Annotated in this window: 19 protein-coding genes; 5 read left to right on the top strand and 14 right to left on the bottom strand. The window is 25.5% G+C overall.

The window, feature by feature from the left end; genetic code table 11:
• Position 1: 1 nt before the first annotated feature.
• The 7 genes from GQX97_RS03035 to GQX97_RS03065 form a co-directional block, all read right to left on the bottom strand.
• Positions 2–862: an ABC transporter ATP-binding protein gene (locus tag GQX97_RS03035; RefSeq protein WP_157150475.1), complete on the bottom strand. Its 861-nt coding sequence runs from the start codon at positions 860–862 to the stop codon at positions 2–4.
• Complete coding sequence (locus tag GQX97_RS03040; protein WP_157150476.1) at positions 862–1,686, bottom strand: ABC transporter ATP-binding protein; 825 nt, start codon at positions 1,684–1,686, stop codon at positions 862–864. The genes GQX97_RS03035 and GQX97_RS03040 overlap by 1 nt, the downstream gene beginning before the upstream one ends.
• Positions 1,687–1,714: 28 nt before the next feature.
• Positions 1,715–2,539: a nickel/cobalt ABC transporter permease gene (gene opp1C / locus GQX97_RS03045; protein ID WP_157148479.1), complete on the bottom strand. Its 825-nt coding sequence runs from the start codon at positions 2,537–2,539 to the stop codon at positions 1,715–1,717.
• A 4-nt stretch (positions 2,540–2,543) separates the two neighbouring features.
• Positions 2,544–3,482 carry a nickel/cobalt ABC transporter permease gene (gene opp1B, locus GQX97_RS03050; RefSeq protein ID WP_157150477.1) on the bottom strand — a complete coding sequence of 313 codons (939 nt, stop codon included), beginning with the start codon at positions 3,480–3,482 and terminating at the stop codon, positions 2,544–2,546.
• 88 nt (positions 3,483–3,570) lie between these two features.
• A complete protein-coding gene (nikA, locus tag GQX97_RS03055; protein WP_157150478.1) occupies positions 3,571–5,163 on the bottom strand; it encodes a nickel ABC transporter substrate-binding protein in 1,593 nt (530 codons plus the stop codon).
• 227 nt (positions 5,164–5,390) lie between these two features.
• Positions 5,391–5,738 carry an META domain-containing protein gene (locus tag GQX97_RS03060; RefSeq protein WP_232473248.1) on the bottom strand — a complete coding sequence of 116 codons (348 nt, stop codon included), beginning with the start codon at positions 5,736–5,738 and terminating at the stop codon, positions 5,391–5,393.
• 53 nt (positions 5,739–5,791) lie between these two features.
• Positions 5,792–6,283: a hypothetical protein gene (locus tag GQX97_RS03065; protein WP_157150479.1), complete on the bottom strand. Its 492-nt coding sequence runs from the start codon at positions 6,281–6,283 to the stop codon at positions 5,792–5,794.
• Positions 6,284–6,415: 132 nt separating this feature from the next.
• On the opposite strand from GQX97_RS03065, the gene GQX97_RS03070 reads away from it, so the two are divergent.
• A complete protein-coding gene (locus tag GQX97_RS03070; RefSeq protein ID WP_157150480.1) occupies positions 6,416–7,093 on the top strand; it encodes a hypothetical protein in 678 nt (225 codons plus the stop codon).
• Positions 7,094–7,121: 28 nt separating this feature from the next.
• A complete protein-coding gene (locus GQX97_RS03075) occupies positions 7,122–7,781 on the top strand; it encodes a TenA family protein (protein ID WP_157150481.1) in 660 nt (219 codons plus the stop codon).
• On the opposite strand, the gene GQX97_RS03080 is transcribed toward GQX97_RS03075, so the two are convergent.
• From GQX97_RS03080 to GQX97_RS03095, 4 genes are read right to left on the bottom strand one after another with little or no spacing between them, the layout of a single operon-like run.
• A complete protein-coding gene (locus GQX97_RS03080; protein WP_157150892.1) occupies positions 7,782–8,999 on the bottom strand; it encodes a class I SAM-dependent DNA methyltransferase in 1,218 nt (405 codons plus the stop codon). It lies immediately after the preceding gene.
• A 10-nt stretch (positions 9,000–9,009) separates the two neighbouring features.
• Positions 9,010–9,714, bottom strand: a complete 705-nt coding sequence (locus tag GQX97_RS03085) for a type II restriction endonuclease (protein ID WP_157150482.1) — start codon at positions 9,712–9,714, stop codon at positions 9,010–9,012.
• A gap of 43 nt (positions 9,715–9,757) precedes the next feature.
• The gene (locus GQX97_RS03090; RefSeq protein ID WP_157150483.1) at positions 9,758–10,363 is read right to left on the bottom strand and encodes a carboxymuconolactone decarboxylase family protein; all 606 of its coding nucleotides are present in this window, start codon (positions 10,361–10,363) and stop codon (positions 9,758–9,760) included.
• Positions 10,364–10,383: 20 nt separating this feature from the next.
• Positions 10,384–13,746 (bottom strand): exodeoxyribonuclease V subunit beta, encoded by a 3,363-nt coding sequence (locus GQX97_RS03095; protein ID WP_157150484.1) that lies wholly within the window; start codon positions 13,744–13,746, stop codon positions 10,384–10,386.
• Between the two features lie 102 nt (positions 13,747–13,848).
• Between GQX97_RS03095 and GQX97_RS03100 the strand changes: the two genes are divergently transcribed.
• Positions 13,849–14,127, top strand: a complete 279-nt coding sequence (locus GQX97_RS03100; RefSeq protein WP_157150485.1) for an acylphosphatase — start codon at positions 13,849–13,851, stop codon at positions 14,125–14,127.
• 24 nt (positions 14,128–14,151) lie between these two features.
• Positions 14,152–16,272 carry a LysM peptidoglycan-binding domain-containing protein gene (locus GQX97_RS03105; RefSeq protein WP_157150486.1) on the top strand — a complete coding sequence of 707 codons (2,121 nt, stop codon included), beginning with the start codon at positions 14,152–14,154 and terminating at the stop codon, positions 16,270–16,272.
• 80 nt (positions 16,273–16,352) lie between these two features.
• Here GQX97_RS03105 and GQX97_RS03110 read toward each other — a convergent pair whose 3' ends face one another.
• Complete coding sequence (locus GQX97_RS03110) at positions 16,353–17,120, bottom strand: MgtC/SapB family protein (RefSeq protein WP_157150487.1); 768 nt, start codon at positions 17,118–17,120, stop codon at positions 16,353–16,355.
• A gap of 29 nt (positions 17,121–17,149) precedes the next feature.
• A complete protein-coding gene (locus GQX97_RS03115) occupies positions 17,150–18,193 on the bottom strand; it encodes an ankyrin repeat domain-containing protein (protein ID WP_157150488.1) in 1,044 nt (347 codons plus the stop codon).
• 102 nt (positions 18,194–18,295) lie between these two features.
• Here GQX97_RS03115 and GQX97_RS03120 point away from each other — a divergent pair, with 102 nt between their 5' ends.
• Positions 18,296–18,964 carry an RluA family pseudouridine synthase gene (locus GQX97_RS03120; RefSeq protein WP_157150489.1) on the top strand — a complete coding sequence of 223 codons (669 nt, stop codon included), beginning with the start codon at positions 18,296–18,298 and terminating at the stop codon, positions 18,962–18,964.
• On the opposite strand, the gene GQX97_RS03125 is transcribed toward GQX97_RS03120, so the two are convergent.
• Complete coding sequence (locus GQX97_RS03125; RefSeq protein ID WP_157150490.1) at positions 18,965–20,224, bottom strand: homoserine dehydrogenase; 1,260 nt, start codon at positions 20,222–20,224, stop codon at positions 18,965–18,967.
• Positions 20,225–20,293 lie beyond the last annotated feature (69 nt).

Here is a 20,293-nt window from a genome sequence, read left to right on the forward strand (position 1 = left end):
ATTATATTGCAATATATTTTTCTTCTCTTAGTTCTCTTGCTATATTTACTATATCAAATGTTTTTACACTATTAAGAAGCTCTATGGCATATTCTGTTTTTACATTATTAAGATTTTTTATATCATCTATTTCTTCTACAATATTTCCGCTATTAAAAAACAAAACCCTATCACATAAATATGTTATAGTAGATAAATCATGTGTAATAAATATATAAGAAAAACCATATATATTTCTTAACTTTATTAAATAATCCATAAGCTGAGTTTGTGTGGAAACATCTAATGAACTTACCGCTTCATCTAATAAAATTATTTTTGGGTGAACTGCAACTGCTCTAGCTATACAAATTCTTTGCAATTGCCCTCCGCTTAATTCATGAGGATATCTTTGCAAAAAACTTTCATCTAACCCTACATTATTTAAAAGCTCTATAGCCATATTTCTTCTATTTATCTTATCAAGCTGCTCTCCTGTATTGATAGTGTGAACATTAATAGCTTCATCTAAAGTTCTCATAACCGTAAATCTAGGATTAACAGAAGATACATAATCTTGAAACACAACACTTATATCATATCTTAATTTTTTATTCATTTTGTTTTTATATTTATAAAGGTCTATATTATCTATAATAACTTTCCCATTCTCAGGTCTTTGAAGTCCTAATATAACCTTTCCTAATGTGCTTTTACCGCTTCCGCTCTCTCCTATAATACCAAGACATTCTCCCTTTTTTAAATAAAAAGAAACATTATTTAATACAGTCTGTCTTTCTTTACCAAAAACTTTTTTTTGATTTTCTTTTCTAAAACTCACTTTGATATTTTTTGCTTCTAATATTATTTTATCATTTGTCATTATATTGCATCTCCATAAACTATTTCATTAAACTTTTTCATAACAGACATTCTTTTTGATACTAGAGAAGTTGTATATTCATCTTTGCTGTTAAATATAATATCTCCTACAGAAGCATTTTCTAATATTCTTCCCTTTTTCATCACTATCATTTTGTTTGATATTTTGGATAATATTCCTAAATCATGCGATATAAAAAGCATAGAAACTTTATTTTCTTTTTTTATTCTCAAAAATTCATTCATAATAGTATTTTGACTAATAGAATCTATTGCCGTAGTAGGTTCATCAGCTATTATAAGTCTAGGGTTTAATGATAATGCTAATCCTATCATTATTCTTTGAAGCATTCCTCCGCTAAGCTGATGAGGATATTTTTTTATTGTATCTTCCGGATTTCTTATTTTCATTATATTTAGAGTGTCTATACGTTTTTGATATATTTGTTTTTTATTTAAATCTGTATGCTCTAAAAAAGTTTCCTGCATTTGATTGTATATTCTATACAAAGGGTCAAAACATGTCATAGGATTTTGAAGTATCATACATATTTTATTTCCCCTTAATTTTCTTATGTTTCCAGAACTCTCTTTTATTAAATCAATATTATTAAAAAGAGCCTCTCCCTCTACACGAAAATTATTGTCAAGCAAACGAAGTATTGATTTTATGGTCATACTTTTGCCGCTTCCGCTTTCTCCTAATATGCCTAAACATTCTCCTTCTTTAATAGAAAAAGAAACATCATCTATTATTTTTATATTATTATTTTTTTCTCTAAAATAAACATTAAGATTTTTTACTTCTAAAATATTTTCATTCATATTTAATCCTATTTAATAAATAATAAAATTATGCTCTGCTTTCTTTAGGGTCAAGAACATCTCTTAAAGCATCTCCAAGAAGATTGAATGAAGCTACTAAAAATACTATTGCAACTCCTGGCACTATCATCTGCTTAGGATTTGTAGTCATTACATTTTTTGCTTCATTAAGCATAGCACCCCATTCAGGTATAGGAGCCTGCACACCTAGTCCCAAAAAAGATAATGTTGAAATGTTTAATATGGCCCATCCTGTATCTAAAGTTGCAAGCACTATCATTTCTGATGATATTGAAGGAATCATATGATTAAATAATATAAATCTTGAAGAGGAGCCTATAGTTTTTGAAAATAAAACAAAGTTCTTTTCTCTATATTTAAGCACATTCGTTCTTATCATTCTTGAATACCATGCCCATTTTATAAATACATTCGCTATAATCACATTGGCAATATCAACTCCTAATAAAGCAACAACTGCAAGTATCATTATCTGACTTGGAAAAGAAAGCATAACATCTACTATTCTCATTATTATCTCATCAACAGCACCCTTAAAATATCCAGCAAGTATTCCCATTAAAGTGCCAAGTGCTATAGTTCCAAGCATAGTGAGTAAAGATAAAAATAAAGTATATCTTATTCCATATATCATTCTTGATAATATACATCTGCCAAGCTGATCTGTTCCTAATGGATATTCTTTTGATATGCCTGCAAACTTATTTAATATATTATTTGCATAAGGATCATTTGGAGCAATTAATGGAGCGAATATTCCTATTAATGCAATAATTAATATAAATACCGTACAGCCTAATGCCATTTTATTTTCTAAAAATCTTTTTAACATTTTATTACTCCCCTATTCTAAGTCTAGGATCAGCTACTCTTTGTATAATATCAAAAATCAAATTGAAAAATACAAATAAAATACCCGTCATTAATATATAAGCTTGTATAACAGGATAATCTCTATTAAATATAGAAGCTATGCATAATCTTCCAACACCGGGCCATGCAAATACATTTTCAACAACTATAGTACCAGATATTAATTGAGGTATACTCATTCCTATCGCTGTAATGCATGATTGAAGAGAGTTTTTTAATATATGTTTTACTAATATTATTCTTTGATTTAGTCCTCTAGCATTTGCATATAACACATAATCTTCTTTCATATTTTCAAGCATATTATTTCTTATAATCCTTATATATGTGGATATGTATGTTATTGATATTGTTATTGCTGGGAGTATTGCATGACTCCAAGTTCCGCTTCCGCTTGTAGGGAGCAAATCAAGTTTTATACTAACAAGCCATATTAATAAAAGCCCCACCCAATAAGCAGGCATAGCTGTTGTTGCAAATACTATAAATCTAATAACTCTATCAAAAATGCTGTCTTTATACACGGCACTAAAAAAACCAATAGGCAAACTCAAAACTACTACAAATATCAGAGAAAGAAACGCTAATTGTAATGTTGCAGGTAATGACCTTGCTATTTCTCCAACTACTGTTCTTGAAGGATTAGTATAGCTTACACCCAAATCTAATCTTAAAAAATCTAATATCCATCTAAAATATCTAACAAAAAAAGGATCGTTTAACCCCAATTCTTCACGCATTTGTTCTATTGCTTCATCAGATATAATAGGAATTTGTTGAACTCTTAAAACAACCTCAGCTGGATCTGATGGTATTAGATTGATAAAGAAAAAACTAAGTAAAGTAATTCCAAATAAAAGCGGTATTGTAACTAATACCCTTTTTATAATATATGCTTTCATAATGAAAACCTCTTTTTTTATAATAATTAAGAAACTGTATGCTGCAAATTACTAATTATAATTTTATAATTTGCAGCGATGAAATCTATTAATTAAAATACATTAGCCAAAAAGGAACTTCATATTGAGTTTGAGCAAACTTAACATTTTTTAAATCTGATGTATAAACAGCCTTATTACATTCATAAGTAAGCGGTATATAAACAGCATCTTCATGAAGTCTAGTGAGAACAAAATTATAAAGCTCTTTTCTTTCATTTTCATCTACACTTAAAAGAATTTTTGTTATAGCTTCATCAATTTCTTTTTTATCATGCAAACCCTGCTGAGCTGCATAATCACCATATACCCTCTGACGCATAGCTGCTAATGATGATTGCGGGTCATAAGGAGAGCCCCAGCAAATATTAAATACCATATCAAAATTACCAGCCTTCATATTATCTCTATAAGATTGCTCTTCTTCGCCTGTAATATTAACTTCAACTCCTATTTTAGCATACTCAGACTGTAAATATTCTGATATTGTTTTTTCTGTTACACTATCACTATTATATAAAAGATTTAAACTTAATCTTTGACCATCTTTTTCTCTTATTCCATCATCACCAACAACCCAACCAGCTTCTTCTAATAATTGATTTGCCTTATCCATATTATACTCATAAGGAGTAAGTTCTATATCGCAATATGCTACAGTTCTTGAGAAAAGTGTATCAGCAGGAGGCTCTAAACCATAAAATATTCCATCTGATATGGCCTTTTTATCGGTGGCATGCTGTAATGCTTTTCTAACATTACTATTAGATAATATAGAATGAGTTGTATTTAATACTATTTGTCTTGTTGAAGTAGGTGCTGACAGAGATGACACAAATTTAGAATCATTTTTATATTTATTGATAGCATCAGAATCTATCATATTTTTTCCAAATATTAAATCTATCTCTCCCTTTTCTAAAGCGAGCAGTCTAGTTTGATTATCAGGTATAACTTTTACTCTTATTCTTTTAATTTTAGGCTCTTCACCCCAATAATTAGTATTAGCTTCAAAAACAGCATATTTATCAGTTTCATATTCTTTTAATACATAAGGACCTGTGCCTATATATTCATTAACTCCATTCTTTGTAGAACCATTTTTCATAGCTTTTGGAGATATCATAGCAAATGGTCTTGTCACTCCTAATTCTGTAAGCATAGGATAATATGGAGAAGTTAAAGTTATTCTTAAAGTATAATCATCAACAGCCTCAACTTTATCTAATATATGCATCATTTCAAGCCATGTATGTCTTTCTTTATTTTCTATAATAGCATCAAAATTAGCCTTTATAGCATTAGCATCACATATCTCACCATCAGAAAAATAAACATTCTTTCTAATATTAAATGTATATAGTTTTCCATCTTTGCTTATATCCCAGCTTTCAGCAAGACAAGGTTCGTATCCATTCTCTCCTATATTAACTAATGTTTCATAAAGCATCTCTTGTGCATACATCTCCCCAGCATATAAATGCGGATTTAAATCTCTTATATCTCTGTAATTTACAAATATTAACTCTTCATTGTTAAGTTTTCTGTTGCTTTCTGCAGTCTCTGAACTTCCAGAACAGTTTACAAAAAGCATTAATAATAATATGCTAGAAAGCAGATTTTTAATTATTTTATTTTTCATTTTAGAATCTCCATTGTTTTGTTACTAATATTTTTTGTTAGTATATTCTAACATATAATATATAAATGTCAACATATTATTAGTGATACAGAACAAATTTTTAGATGTTTAAAATAGATAAAATACTACATAATATATATATAATATAACTCAATTGATATAAAAAACTTTAGCGATAGTTTAATATTTATTACAAAATAAAATATATACCTTAAAATTACAAAAACTTAATATTTTATCTCTTCATATATTAAAGGCTCATCTCTAAATGTTGTGTATATTGTTAATATATTGTCTGTTATATTAAAAGAATATGCTGTTTGGAGAATAGACAAATATTCCCCCTCTGCATTTCTCCTTTTGGCATCAGCAGTTTTTCTTGTGGTATTTATCATGGATATTGAAATTTTATCATTTTCTATTTGGCAATCTGCCCAATATTCATTAACAGAAGACTGACCGTATATTTTATTTTTATAAATACTTATAGTAATATTCATATAACTATACATATTGACAAGTTTATATACTTTTATCTTTTCAACTTCTTTAGAATCTTCCTGCACAAAAACCATACTATGTTTGCAAGAAATAAAAATTATAGAAAATAATATTATTATAATATTTTTTAAAATAATGTAAGCTCTCCTTCTTTGCTTGAACCAGAATCATCAAATGAATCCATACTGTTAGCAGCATCCAATGAAGATAAATTACCTTTAAGAGCATCTTCAAATAATGGTGAACTTATAAGTCTATTATAACCTTGATTTGTTCCTTTATCAAATGTGATATCTGGGTGAAGTTTTATTGCATGCAAAAGAAGAAGCTTACCAAATCCTCCCCTTCTATATGGAAAGCTTATATATATATATTTAAGCATATTATCTTTATCTACATAATAATAACCTTCTATTCTTCCATCTATTGTTAGAAGTCCAACATTTTGATTGTTATTATTAATTATTTTATAGAAAAAATTATCAGTATATACAACTTCTTTATTATCTTTTATCTTAATATTTTTTATAAAATTAATTAACTCATTTTTATATAAACTATTATATTCAATAACAATTACTGAAGGATATTCTTCATGATCTATTGTTAAAACAGGCATATAAAATTCTCCTAAAAATATAAAAAATCTCTATTATAATATCGGAAAATATTATTAATATATATACTAATTAATTGACTTAAAAAATTAATAGCTATATATTATTAATATAATAAATATTTAGGAGAATTTATGAAAAAAACTATAATTTTCTTATTTTTGTTTTCAGTGAGTAATTTGTTTGCAGCCCCGGGTTTTTTTAGTTTAGGATATGTTATAACCCTAGCTGGAAGTTTACCTGAATATAAAATAGAAAATAATGGAGGAAGTTTAAATAAAAATGACTATCAAAGTCAATCATATTTTGAAGGCGGTATAATATTACAAACAGCCTATAATTTTATACTTAGTTCAAGAGTACCATCTGCTATAACACTTGGAATTGATTTTGGATATCATAGAGATGCTTTTAGTTTTATAGATTATAATATCAAGAGAAAATATGCTAATTTATTTGATAGCATACTTGTAGGAGGATATTTAGAATCTACTATATATGGTTTTATGCTTGGAGTTGGTGGAGGAGTAAAAATAGCTTTAGGTGGAAACTATAGATATGATAATATAATAGAGCTTCTTAATTATAGTAGGCTAAAAGATAGATTTGATGATTTATATATACCGTATATAAAATTTGTAGTTGGTTATAAATTCTATAAATATTATTCAAGCAGCAGTTTGAGTTTTTATTTTAACTATGATTTTCCTAATGTTAAAGTAAAAGGAGTCTCTCCAGATGTTCAAAAATTAGCAGCAATAGATTTAGGTGTTCAAATAGCAGCACATTTTAATTTTATAGAAGAGTATTAATTAATAAAACTAATTAAAGGAATTAACAATGGATTTTTCTAAAAAAGTATGGAACAAAAATATAAAAAACTATCAAAAAATAAAAGATATGCCATTTAACAAAGAATTAATGTTAGGCACTTTAGATAAAAATAAATTTGCCTACTATATAGAACAAGATGCTTACTACTTAAAATATTATTCAAAAGTTTTAGCAATAATATCTTCAAAAATAGATAGTGCAGATACTGCAATTACATTTTTAAAATCTTCTATTAATTCATATATAGTTGAAGAAGAAGTAGTGCATAAATATTTTAGAGAGTTATTTAATTTTAAAAATACAAATAATATAACAACTGCCTATTTAGGCTATACTAGTTTTTTAATAAATACAGCACATACTGAATCTGTAGAAGTTGCAGCAGCAGCCATACTTCCTTGTTTTTGGATATACAATGAAATAGGCAAATACATAAAAGAAAATGCTGTTACAAAAAATAACCCATATAAAAAATGGATAGATACTTATGCAGATGAAGAGTTTTCTAAGGCAACTGACAATATGATTTGCATTATTGACAATATGTACTCAAAAGCTTCCAAAACAAATAAAGAAAAAATGATTAAATCTTTTGATACCGCTTTTATTTGGGAATATAGATTTTGGAATGATGCTTACAATTTAGAAGTATTTAATAAAATATAATTATTTTTTAATTTTTATTGGAAGCAATCTTTCTAATTCTGTTTTAGATACTTGAGTGTTGCCTGTTATTAAACTTAGCACTTTTATATTTGTTTCATCATTTAATGCATTATAAATATATTCTAGACTATAATTTTTCTTATAATTGCTTAATGGATATATTATATTAACATGATTTTCACATACAAACTCTCTCTCTTTGACTATTGCTGACTTTATATTAATATTTTCATGAGAGCCTGTTATTCTATTAACTGCTATCACCTCTTCTCTTATTATTAAATCTTCTGAAATATTTTTTATATACTGAAGTTTTCTTTTATTTGGTATAACAATTTTTCCCTTTACTATATTAGATGAATATATTAAAGGGATTGCATTATTTTTATTTTCTGTAAGATTTTCTTTAAATTTATTCCAAGCGACACTTCCTGTTTTTACAGCATATCCTATTTCTTTCAAGCTAATAGTATCTTTATATGCTCTATTTAAAAATACTTTATCTTCTGTAAATATTGTAATATCATTTTTTGAGAATATGTATTTTTTATTTTTTTTAGCATTAGTTTTTTTTAGTATTAAAAGCATTACTTTTTGATTTGCCATATAAAAGTTATCAGAGCCTTCTACTATATGCATATACTCAATACTGCTATTATTTATTATATATTCTCTCAATTTAGAAAAGAATGCTCCGTTATTCATTGAAGGAGGCACTACATAGGCTAAATATCCTCCCTCGTTAAGAAGCTCTAAACCTATTTTTATGAATAAAGAAAATATATTAACCCTTCCGCTTATAATATCTTTAAATCTTAATTTTTGCTCTTTATCTAATTTAAACTCAAAATATGGCGGATTTCCTATTATGTAATCATATTTAATAGATTTCTCAGTGTCAATTTTTAAAGTATCCAAGCATTTAATATCTGCATTATTTATTAGTTTTTTTGATATAGATACCAAACTCTCATCAATATCAAATCCATAAATCTCAGCATTATTAAAATACTCATTACAAGATAAAAGAAACTCTCCGCTTCCGCATGCTGGGTCTAATATTTTTACATTATCTTTTTTTTCTGCAATATTTACTAATTCTTTTAAAAGTAAATCTCTTATACTTTTTGGAGTAAAGTACTGGCCGAGTTTTTTTCTTTTTTCTATATTCGTATTTTTTAAATAATCTATACTTTCTTTTGTGTACTCTTTTATCATCATCTCTCTCTTACAAACTATTACAAAACTCTATAACATTATCTTCGCATTTTTCTCTATCTTCATGTAAAAAATAATCTATCTTAGCATTGTCATTTATTGTTTTATTTTGTTCATAAGCACGCCTCACATAAACATTAAAGCCTCTATCAAACTTATATGCAAATAAATTATTTTTATTATTCTTTTTAATTTTCTTTTTAAAACTATCTTCAAGTTTTTTTATCTCTTCAAAAAAATCTATTAGCTCATCTCTCTCATTCATAGGAAGCACATCATTACCCATAAAAAAAGTAACATCTCCTCTCCCATAGGAGCCAAATATATAAATAGAATTCGCTTTAGGAAGATTGCTGTTCCACATTGGCTTTGAAGATACATTGCTGCTATATTTTATCTCTATAGATATAATTTTTTTGCTTGTAAATACAAGAAAATCAGGGAAATTCTGACTTCCATAAGGCTGCGATACAAAACAATTTTCAAAACTCTTATCTTCTGAAGCATAAATATTATCAATAATCTTATCAGACTTTTTATCTAAAATATCAGTTTTCAAAAGAGAAAGTACTTTTTTTATTTCTATATCATTTCTTCTATTGAAACCAACCTTTTTTAAAGCAGTCTCAAATCTATCTTCAAACTCAATTCCCTTTTTACTCTTGAGCCACTCTTTTTTATTGTTTCTTATATCTATAAATATATCTCTAAGCATTGTAATAATATATTTGAAAAAATAATATTGTCAATATTAATAATTATTCTAATTTACAAATATTACTAAACCCAGCAACAGGAACTCCGAGTCCTCTTATAAGCCTAGCCCAATAATTAACCTGTGCAGCTGTTGCAACTAATATCAATATAGCCCTTTCAGAATATTCTCTTTTTACATCATTTATTAATTCTTCTGATATTATAACTGGAGTTTTTGTTATGGCAGATATATATTTTAATGCTATTTTCTCTTTTTTTGATAAAGAAAGACAATTGTCTATATCTTTATTTTGTAATGCTTTAATCTCTTCATCTGTCACATTTTCTTTATCATACTCAAAACTGTTCATATCTATACAAAAAGGACAAGATACATCTATAGATATTTGTATTCTTATAAGCTTTAATAGTCTTTTAGGCACTTCTTTATCATCATGCGTTATTAAAGATTCTAATATACCAGAACTAATAGCTGTTTTTGGATTCCAAGCTAAAACCTTTGCAAGAAGTAAATCTTTTTTTAACTTTTTGCTTGCTATCCATATTGGAAATCTTAAAAAAAAAGGTATTCTTTTAGGAGGGTTAATATATGCTTTATCTTGAGATTCAAAATAATTATTTTTGTCTTTAATATTAAATTTAAACATTATTCATTCCTTAATAAAAATTATCCTAAAAATATTAAATCTATATATACTTCACTATTAATATTAAATGCTTTTTTTACAATATTTCTATACATTTCAAGCTGTTTTGTATATTTCTCTTCTTTTTCTTTAGAATATTTTGTAGCTTTATAATCCAAAACAAAATATTCTTCGTTTGTGTTTTTTGTAATTAAATCTATTTTAGCATTAATAACTTCAGTTCTATTTTTAATTAATTTTCTCTCTTGAAACTTATGCTCCCTTGAAACTATTAATTCTTCTTCATTTATAATATTTGTTATATGTTTATTGTTTATGAAGTTTGTAAAATATTTATCTAACTTGTTTTTTAAATCTTTTTCATCATAATGTTTATTTTGTTTTATAGTATCATTTTTTATTTTTTCTATATAATTTTCTTTATTTGTTTTATATTTATTAAAATCAAAATGTTCAAGCAAGTCATGCATTAAAATACCCATATCTATTGCTTCTATTGTTTCATGATTCTCTATGTCAAAACTTTTATTATCATCTAATGATATAGAAATATTTTTATTTAATAATCTGCTAATAACACTTTTATCAAAATCAGCATCAGATGATTCTGAAGGATTGACATACTTTATTTTTTGTATTTTCTCTTCTATAATATTATTTATATTTATAGAATCTATTTTTTTATTTATTTTTTCTAAATTATTAATATATAATTCATTTAAATCATAATTAGCATTTTTTAATATACCATAAGAATAATAGTCCATAAACTCATTAGTATTATCATCTATATGAACTAAATCATCTGTTGTATTATTTACACAATCTTCTATATTAAAATTATGATAAGAATCTATATAATTTCTATATGATTTAGGGTCTTCTAAGTTTTTATATCTACTCTCACCAGATACTATTAATCTTTCTTTTGCTCTTGTTAAAGCAACATATAATAGCCTTTTCTTTTCAGATTTATCTGCTAAAGAATTGTAATTATTATCTTTAGAAAAGAATTTTAATTTTTCTTCTATTTCTCCATGTATAGGAATCTCTATATATGGATAGTTTTCAACAAAATCAAACATATTGTTTTGAAGAGTTCTATAATGTCCAGCTCCCGCTAAAAAGACATTATTAAACTCTAACCCCTTAGATTTATGTATAGTCATTATTCTAATAGCATCAACTGATAATTTTGGTATTGTGGCATATGATATATCTTTAGCATTCATATCCAAACTAATGACAAAATCATAAATATTAACCCCCGCCCTATTTTCAAAATCATAAGCTAGTTTTTTTAATTTTTCTATATTTGCATAAGAAATCTCTGCATCTTCTTTAAGCATCAAATAATTATAATAATTTGTTTCAGTGCATATTGTCTCTATTGCATCATAAGAAGACATCGTGCTGATTTTTAATTCTATATTATTTAATAACTCTTTTGCCTTTTTTAGTTCATCATAATATTTTTTCTTCTTAGCTATTTCTATAGTCTTTTCTTTGCAATCATTTAGTGAAAAATAATCATATAAATTATAATTTTCATCTTCGTTCAATTTTAATTCTATTGAAAAATCATATAAATTGGCAATCTTTATATCAAATAATTCAGACATTAATAAATTTTGCAATAGGGAATAATCTTTTAAAACTAAATATCTAAGGCATATTATTAAATTAGATATTTCAACTCTCTCATAAAAACCATTTCCGCCATCAACATAATAAGGTATTTTCTCTTCTGCAAATACTGATAAATAAATATTTAATCTGCTAAATGTTTGTAGAAGCATTGCTGTATTTTTATAATCATTTTTTAAATTTGTTTTTATAAACTTAGCTATAGCATATGCTTCTAATATGGTTTTAGAATCACTATTTAACTTTATATCATCATCAATATTGTTATTAAAAACTAATAAAGAAACTAATTTATTTTTTGCATTATCATTTTGTCCTGAAATTAAATTATCATCTTTTTTATATTTTATATTATCATCTTTAAATATTGTATTTTCAAAAATATCATTAAAGAAGTTTATGAGCATTCCTTTGCTTCTGTAATTATCCTGCAAATATCTTACATAATCTTTAAAAATATCTTGAGCATTTGTAAATACATTTAAATCAGCATTTCTAAATCTATATATGGATTGTTTTCTATCTCCAACTATTAGTATTTTTTTATCTTTTATGGTAGTTTCTTTTTTAATTTCTCTATTTCCAAATACTATTAAATTAATAAAAGAAAATTGAAGTTTGCTAGTATCTTGAGCTTCATCTAATATTACTGTATTAATATTGTCTCTTATTTCTTTGCTTATTGTTTCATTTTCTAATGCTTCTATCGCCTTTGATATCATATCTTCATGAGAATATACACCCATTTGTCTTTTAATGTTTTCTAATCTGTTATAGGCTTCTTTTATAAAATTAATGAGGGATATATAGATATTTTTATTTTTTTGTATTTTTATATACTTTTCAAAATTTGGTATAAGAATATCTTTTAATTCATCAAAAGCAGTTTTAAAATCTGTGTGCTTTGTCTTTCCAAGTTTTCTATTATTTTTTACTATACTTAATGATTTTAATATATTATCATATAAATCATCATTTTCTATATTTTTAATTTCTTTTGATTTTTTTATAATATCTATAGAATCATTAATAGAATCTAATATGTTTTTTATAGTAACACCTTCATTTTTTTCAGGTTTATTATCTATTAAATAATTTATATTTTCAAACATTGTATTATAAGCATTATTATAAAGTTCTATCTCTAAAATATTATTAGCTTCTTCTTCAAATGCTTCTATAGTTTCTAATCTTGGTTTTATTTTTATTAGAAAATTAAATATATCGTTTATGAATTTATCTTTTGATTCATCTGTAAATATTCTATAATTTTTTCTAATCTCTTCTGAAAACTCACTATCATTTAATAATTCTAAAAATTCATTATAAATTACTTCATAAAAATCATTATTCTCTTCAAGTATTGTTATTTTAGGCGGCATATTAAGATAAATAGAATATTCTTTAACAATAGAATTAGCAAATGAATGTATAGTAGATATTTTTGCATTAGTTAATATTTCTTTATAAATATCCTTCCAATACTCAATATCTTTACCTTCATTAATTTTTTCTCTAATTTTTCTTCTTATTCTAATTAGCATTTCATTAGCAGCTGCTTTAGTAAATGTAATAACAACTATATTAGAACCTTTTTGTTTTTTATTTTCTAATAGTTTTAAATATGCTTCTGTGATAGTTGTTGTTTTACCAGTACCTGCAGATGCACTAACAAAACAGATTCCTTTATTTAAAAATAAATCTATTATTTCTTGTTGTTTATCATTAAGCTTCATAGTAAAATATAATAACATAAATATAAATAATTAAAATATTTAATTAAAATTTTAGTAAAAATAAAAAATAAAAATAATTGTATAATATCCGATAAAATATTTATGTTTAGAGTTAATATTTTATTAAAAGGCAGAGTTCAAGGCGTAGGTTTCAGATACTATGCCAAAAAAACAGCGGATGCTATGAATATAGTAGGAAAAGTCTGGAATAATTATGATGGTTCAGTTGAAATAGAAGCATATATAAAAACAAAAAATGATATAGAAGAGTTTGTTTCAAAAATGAAAAAAGGATCTCCTATGTCTAGTGTTAAGGAATCTAATGTTGTTGTATTAGCTTGCGATCCTCCTGTAGAAGAAAGTTTTGAAGTAGATAATTAAATTATATGAATATTAGGCGGTGTTATGAAAAAATTGTTTTTTATATGTTTTTTTGCATCATTGTTTTATAATTTTTCCTTTGCTGTAAATTATGTAGATTATAAAGTAGAAAATGGTGATACACTATATGGTATCGCTTTTGCTCATGATATGACTGCAAGCGAGTTTTTAAAACTCAATAAAATAAAAGATCCAGATTCATATAAATTAAAAGTTGGAGAAACACTAAAGGTAAAAGAGAAAGAATATGATTTAGTGTATGATGTTAAGGCTAAATCATACGGACTTAAGCCAGAGAAAAAAAAGTCTTACACAGATTATAAAGTAAAAGATGGGGATACTATACTTGGAATAGCATTTTCACATGGAATGAGTGCTAGTGAGTTTTGTGCTATAAACAATATAGAAGATTTTAATAAATATCAATTAAAGAAAGGCGAAATATTAAAAGTTGCTAATGTTTCAAATATAGAAGAAATAAAAGAAGAAGAAAAAGTAAATCGTAATAATATAGAAAATATAAAAAAAGAAATAGAGCAAAATAAATATATAGATTATCAAGTGAAAGATGGAGATACGATTCTTGGTATAGCATTTTCGCATGGAATGAGTGCCAGTGAGTTTTGTGCCATAAACAATATAGAAGATTTTAATAAGTATCAATTGAAGAAAGGTGAAATATTAAAGGTTGCCAAAGCATCAAAAATATCAAGAGAAGAGAATTTAAATAATAATAATAATAATAATAATAATAATACAGAAAAAATAATAGAAGAAATTAAAGAACCAATAAATAATTATGGTGAATATAAAGTGAAAAATGGAGACACCCTCTACGGCATAGCATTCTCTCATGGTATGAGTGCTAATGAGTTTTTGAAACTTAATAAAATAGATGATGCAAATAAATATAATCTTAAAATTGGAGAAACTCTAAAAGTAAAAAATAATAGTGTTGCAGAAAGAAATGATATAGAAAGAGTAGAAAACAAAGATGTTGAAGAAATAGAAGATATAAAAGAGAATATAAATTACATAGACTATAAAGTAAGAAATGGGGATACTCTATACGGCATTGCTTTTGAAAATGATATGTCTGTTAGTGAGTTTTTAAAATTAAATAATATATCAAACCCTCTAACATACAAACTTAAAGTAGGTGAAATATTAAAAATTAATTCAAAAATACAGAATAAAGTAGATACTTCAAGAACAACTAGAATATATAAAGTAAAAAGAGGTGATACTCTTGGTGCTATAGCTATAAATAATTCTATGTCTTTAGATGAATTATTAAAATTAAATTCACTTAAAAGAGATTATGTATTAAAAATTGGTGATAACATAAAAGTATACGATAAAATATCTGTTAAACTTGATAGTAATTCTATAGAGAAAGCTGACTACATAAAAATAGAAAGTTATAAAGTTAAAAGCGGGGATACTTTAAGTGAAATAGCAGTTGCTAAAAAAATGGACTTAGTAGAGCTTTATTCATTAAATGGATTAGATAATAATTATGTATTAAAAGCAGGCGATGTATTAAAAGTACATGGTGAAAGAGAGAAAATAAATAAAATTGTTATTTCTAATTATAAAGTAAAAAAGGGGGACACTTTATATTCTATAGCTAGAAACAATAAAATGGAATTAAAAAAATTATTAGAGATAAACAATATAGAAGATGCTAATAAATATACTTTACAAATAGGAGCTAACTTAAAAATAGAAACTATAAAAAGCGAATACGCCGATGAAACTATACCAGATTCTTCATTTCAATGGCCTTATAGGGGAATAATAGTTGCTAGATATGGCGTTGACACATATAAGCTTGCCAATAGAGGAATAAATATATTAGGAGATATTGGAGATAAAGTATTAGCTGCAGATTATGGTATTGTAGAATACGCTAATGATATTAGAGGTTTTGGCAAAGTAGTTATAATAAAGCATAAAAATGGTTTTACAACTTCTTATGCTCATTTATCTAAAATAGCAGTAAAATTAGGTGATATAGTAAATAAAGGCGATTATATAGGTGATATAGGAGATACTGGGTTGGTTGATAAGAGTGAATTATATTTCAAGATATCATATAGAGGAAGAGCTCTAGACCCTGTAAAACTACTTCCTAAAGATTAATAATGATTAAGTTATATAAATAAGAACTATACATTTAGTTTAATTAATGTTGTAACAAATAAAGATATAAGAAATATATATTATAAACTATTCAAATTTACTTTTTCATTCATATAGTTTAATTTTTTTATAATCTTTATATTTGAATTAATAAAAATTCTTTCTATATTTTCATCATCTAAACTAGGCACAAATATATGTATTTTGCTTATTATGTTTGGAAGTTCATTTTCATTTTCTTTGCATTTATTTTCTTTCCAGCCTACAATTTTAAACCTCATAATTTTTATGCCAAATTTATCTATTTCACTTTCAATATCAATTTTATTATTATATTCTATCAAATATATAATAGAATGATTTTTATGAGCCAAAAAATAAGGTACTCTATAAATTGATGTACTTAAAAATATACAAAAACAACCAATAGCAGAAAGTATCCATTCTCCAGAACCTATAACTATACCCAAACAAGCAGTAACCCAAACAATAGCAGCAGTAGTTATTCCATGCAATTTACCTCTGTTTTGTATAATCATACCAGCACCTAAGAAACCAATGCCAGAAACAATTTGTGCTGTAATTCTGCTGTAATCAGGCATAGTATATAATAACTTGCTTCCTATCTCCATTAATTGACTATTTTGAATTAGTATAGTTTTTGCAAATACTTCTTCATAGCAAGATAATATAGCAGCCCCCATACATACAATGCTTGTAGTTCTGCTTCCTATAGGCTTTTTATGTTGAGCCCTTTCCCACCCTATCAAAGCACCAACCACATAAGCTGCTAATATTCTTGTTGTTATCTCTAATATATTATAATTCTCAGCTATAGTCTTTATCATTAAGTATTTCCTATTTTCAAAATTGCTTACTATTTCTTTTCAATGTAAGAGTCAAATAATTCTATTACATCTTTTCTATTTTTTCTTGCAGCTAGTCTGTATGCTGTATTGTCATAATTATTTCTATCTGTAGGATTTGCTCCTGCTTTTAATAGCTCTTCTATAATGTTAATATCTGTGCCGAATGTTTTGTAAATTGTTTTATTATACTCTTCTACCTTTTTATCATATTGATACATTACAGAACGTATTAAAACACTGTTTCCATTTCTGTCTCTCGCTTGAACATCTGCCCCTAATTCTATTAATTTTTTGATACTGTCTAAATTAGCATCTTCTCTCTCTATTGAATACATTAAAACGCTCTTTCCGCTATTAGTTTCATAAGAGTTTACATCAGCTCCTAGTTCTATTAAATCAAATACCATATTAGTATTATTGTTTTTTGCATTATAAATTAAAGCATCATTTAAATTAGTTGCTCCCGCTTCTATTAACCTTTTTGTAATATCTAAATCTTTTGATGCTGATAAAGGAGATTTTCTTATAGCGCCTTCATAATTCCTATATACAACTAATAGAGTTTCAGCATTAACATTAGCTCCCATATCTATTAAATAATTTATAGTGTTAATATCTCCGCCCTCGCAAGCACTAACCAAAGCACTATTAATGTCTTTTGCCCCAATATTAATAAGCTCTTGAACAATATCCAATTTACCCCCAAAAGCAGCATAACTAATAGCAATATTATAATTACTAGCACCAGCATTATTTAACTCTTTAGCTATATCCCAATAACCCTCCATGCATGAAATATAAAAAGCCATATCAATATCTTTCGCACCAAAATTGATAAGCTCTCTTACAATATCAATATTGCCATTTTTAGCAGCATACATCAAAGGCGTCATATTATATTTAGAGTCAAATATATCTAAATTATACCCGTCCCTTATTATATTTTTTACTTCTTCTATATTGTTATCATTTATACTTTGCATTAAATCATTACTGCTCTGTGAAAATAGAATTGAAACATTAATTAAAATCAATACAATTAGTTTTTTCATAATACACTTATCCATTATATACTGTTATAATTATCGGAAAATAAACATAATATTAAAAAATATTTTTATTTGTAATAAGTACTTACAGAAATATCTTGTAATATGTATTATATATTTTATAATAAAAAAATGATTAATATTGTTTATGAAGATGAATATTTTTTGATAATTAATAAAGAAGCCGGCATAGAAGTAGATGATTCAATAATAGATATAATAAAAAAAGATTATCCAAATATAAAAGAGCTTTTTTTGGTGCATAGATTAGATAAATATACTTCTGGTATACTCATACTTGCTAAAGATAATAACACAAAAACATATTTTGAAAATGCATTCAAAAACAAGGAAATTAATAAAGTGTATCATGCCATAGTTGAAGGGATACCAAAAAATATTAAAGGAACTATAGATATACAAATAGCAAAAGATACAAATAATCCAAATAGGAGAATAGTGGTAAAAAAAGGCGGAGAGAAAGCCATAACACATTATAAAGTATTAAAAAAATTCAAATTGCATTCTCTATTAGAGCTTAAACCAATTACAGGAAGAACTCATCAAATAAGAGTGCATTTATCATATTTAGGAAACCCTATAATAGGTGATAAAATATATTCTAAAAATGCAAAACTTTATAATATCAAAAGCTTTGCATTAATAGCTAAAGAAATACATTTTATACACCCAATAACCAAAAAAAATATAGATATAGAAATAAAATACAATAAAGAATTTTTAAATAGTTTAAAAATTTTATCTAGTAAATAATTAATGTCTTATTTTTGCTATAAATATATTTTCTATATCCTCAATAGTTTTTATAGAATTAACTATATTATTAATAGTAGTTTTTCTTAATACAAACATCATATTATTATCTTTATTAAGAGTTTTATCTACATTAATTGAAGCGTTATTAAAAGCATTAACAAAAGAATCTATTTTGTTTTTCAAAGATTTAAATCTTACATAAAAATCTTCTTCTTTATCTCTAAAATCTTTTATTATTAAATCATTATTATAATGGGTAAAGCCCAAAATTGGAGATAGAAGTTCATTGCTAATAGCCTTATTTCTTGCAATAGATATAATATCTGAAACTATAGCACTGCTAGTAGTAACTCCTCCAGCACCTGCCCCATAAAATACATTATCTCCAGCAATATCGCTAGTAACTTTAATAGCATTAAAACTATAACTTGTCCTAGCTAAAAAATTCCTATCTTTTATAAAACTAGGTATAACATAAACATATACATTATTATCTTTATCTATACTAGCATCAGCAACAAGCTTAACAGTGTATCCCAATCCCATAGCAAATATAATATCATCTAATAAAATATTTCTTATTCCTCTAATATAAATATCTTTCATATTAATAATATTACAAAAAGCAATAGATGCTAAAATACATATCTTATGAGCAGTGTCTATACCATCTATATCAAATGTAGGGTCAGCTTCAGCATATCCCCTATCTTGTGCCTCTTTAAGAACAACATTAAAATCTATCTTTTGTTTGGTCATATTAGTAAGTATATAGTTACAAGTACCATTTAATATGCCAGTAATAGATTCTATATTATCAGCGGTTAAACTTTCTTTCATAGCTCTTATTATAGGAATAGCACCTGCAACAGAAGCTTCAAACTCAATATCTGCTTTTCTATTTTTTATTAACTCTTCAAAACTATTTGCTAATAATGCTTTATTTGCAGTAACAACAGGTTTATTAGATTTTAGTATTAACTCTTTTGCTGTAGTCATTCCGCCAAGAACTTCTACAATAATATCTATATCATTATCATTTAATATATCATTTAAATTTTCTGTTTTATTTTCTACAGTATCAAGATATTCATCATGCTTTTCTTTAATATTTCTGCTGAATATTGTTTTTACTATTAATTTAAATCCGCTTCTTCTCTCTATATTTTTATTATTAGTTATAATAGTTTTTAAAGTAGCCTTTCCAACATTACCATATCCAGCTATAGCTATTTTTATTTCTTTACTTTCACTCATATAATAATCTCACTTTAAGAAATGTATTAGTTAATTTTTGAGTATACAAGACTATATAAAAAAAATCAA

Origin of the sequence: Brachyspira sp. SAP_772 (genome assembly GCF_009755885.1) — a bacterium.
In the GTDB taxonomy this organism is placed as follows: domain Bacteria; phylum Spirochaetota; class Brachyspiria; order Brachyspirales; family Brachyspiraceae; genus Brachyspira.

Bases quoted from the DNA above. Each gene is read 5' to 3' on its own strand.
- opp1C (WP_157148479.1), bottom strand. From the start codon at position 2,539: ATGTTAAAAAGATTTTTAGAAAATAAAATGGCATTAGGCTGTACGGTA.
- GQX97_RS03035 (WP_157150475.1), bottom strand. From the start codon at position 862: ATGACAAATGATAAAATAATATTAGAAGCAAAAAATATCAAAGTGAGT.
- GQX97_RS03110 (WP_157150487.1), bottom strand. From the start codon at position 17,120: ATGATAAAGACTATAGCTGAGAATTATAATATATTAGAGATAACAACA.
- GQX97_RS03115 (WP_157150488.1), bottom strand. From the start codon at position 18,193: ATGAAAAAACTAATTGTATTGATTTTAATTAATGTTTCAATTCTATTT.
- GQX97_RS03120 (WP_157150489.1), top strand. From the start codon at position 18,296: ATGTATTATATATTTTATAATAAAAAAATGATTAATATTGTTTATGAA.
- opp1B (WP_157150477.1), bottom strand. From the start codon at position 3,482: ATGAAAGCATATATTATAAAAAGGGTATTAGTTACAATACCGCTTTTA.
- GQX97_RS03085 (WP_157150482.1), bottom strand. From the start codon at position 9,714: ATGCTTAGAGATATATTTATAGATATAAGAAACAATAAAAAAGAGTGG.
- GQX97_RS03070 (WP_157150480.1), top strand. From the start codon at position 6,416: ATGAAAAAAACTATAATTTTCTTATTTTTGTTTTCAGTGAGTAATTTG.
- GQX97_RS03090 (WP_157150483.1), bottom strand. From the start codon at position 10,363: ATGTTTAAATTTAATATTAAAGACAAAAATAATTATTTTGAATCTCAA.
- GQX97_RS03080 (WP_157150892.1), bottom strand. From the start codon at position 8,999: ATGATAAAAGAGTACACAAAAGAAAGTATAGATTATTTAAAAAATACG.
- GQX97_RS03095 (WP_157150484.1), bottom strand. From the start codon at position 13,746: ATGAAGCTTAATGATAAACAACAAGAAATAATAGATTTATTTTTAAAT.
- GQX97_RS03040 (WP_157150476.1), bottom strand. From the start codon at position 1,686: ATGAATGAAAATATTTTAGAAGTAAAAAATCTTAATGTTTATTTTAGA.
- GQX97_RS03065 (WP_157150479.1), bottom strand. From the start codon at position 6,283: ATGCCTGTTTTAACAATAGATCATGAAGAATATCCTTCAGTAATTGTT.
- nikA (WP_157150478.1), bottom strand. From the start codon at position 5,163: ATGAAAAATAAAATAATTAAAAATCTGCTTTCTAGCATATTATTATTA.
- GQX97_RS03100 (WP_157150485.1), top strand. From the start codon at position 13,849: ATGTTTAGAGTTAATATTTTATTAAAAGGCAGAGTTCAAGGCGTAGGT.
- GQX97_RS03125 (WP_157150490.1), bottom strand. From the start codon at position 20,224: ATGAGTGAAAGTAAAGAAATAAAAATAGCTATAGCTGGATATGGTAAT.
- GQX97_RS03105 (WP_157150486.1), top strand. From the start codon at position 14,152: ATGAAAAAATTGTTTTTTATATGTTTTTTTGCATCATTGTTTTATAAT.
- GQX97_RS03060 (WP_232473248.1), bottom strand. From the start codon at position 5,738: ATGGTTTTTGTGCAGGAAGATTCTAAAGAAGTTGAAAAGATAAAAGTA.
- GQX97_RS03075 (WP_157150481.1), top strand. From the start codon at position 7,122: ATGGATTTTTCTAAAAAAGTATGGAACAAAAATATAAAAAACTATCAA.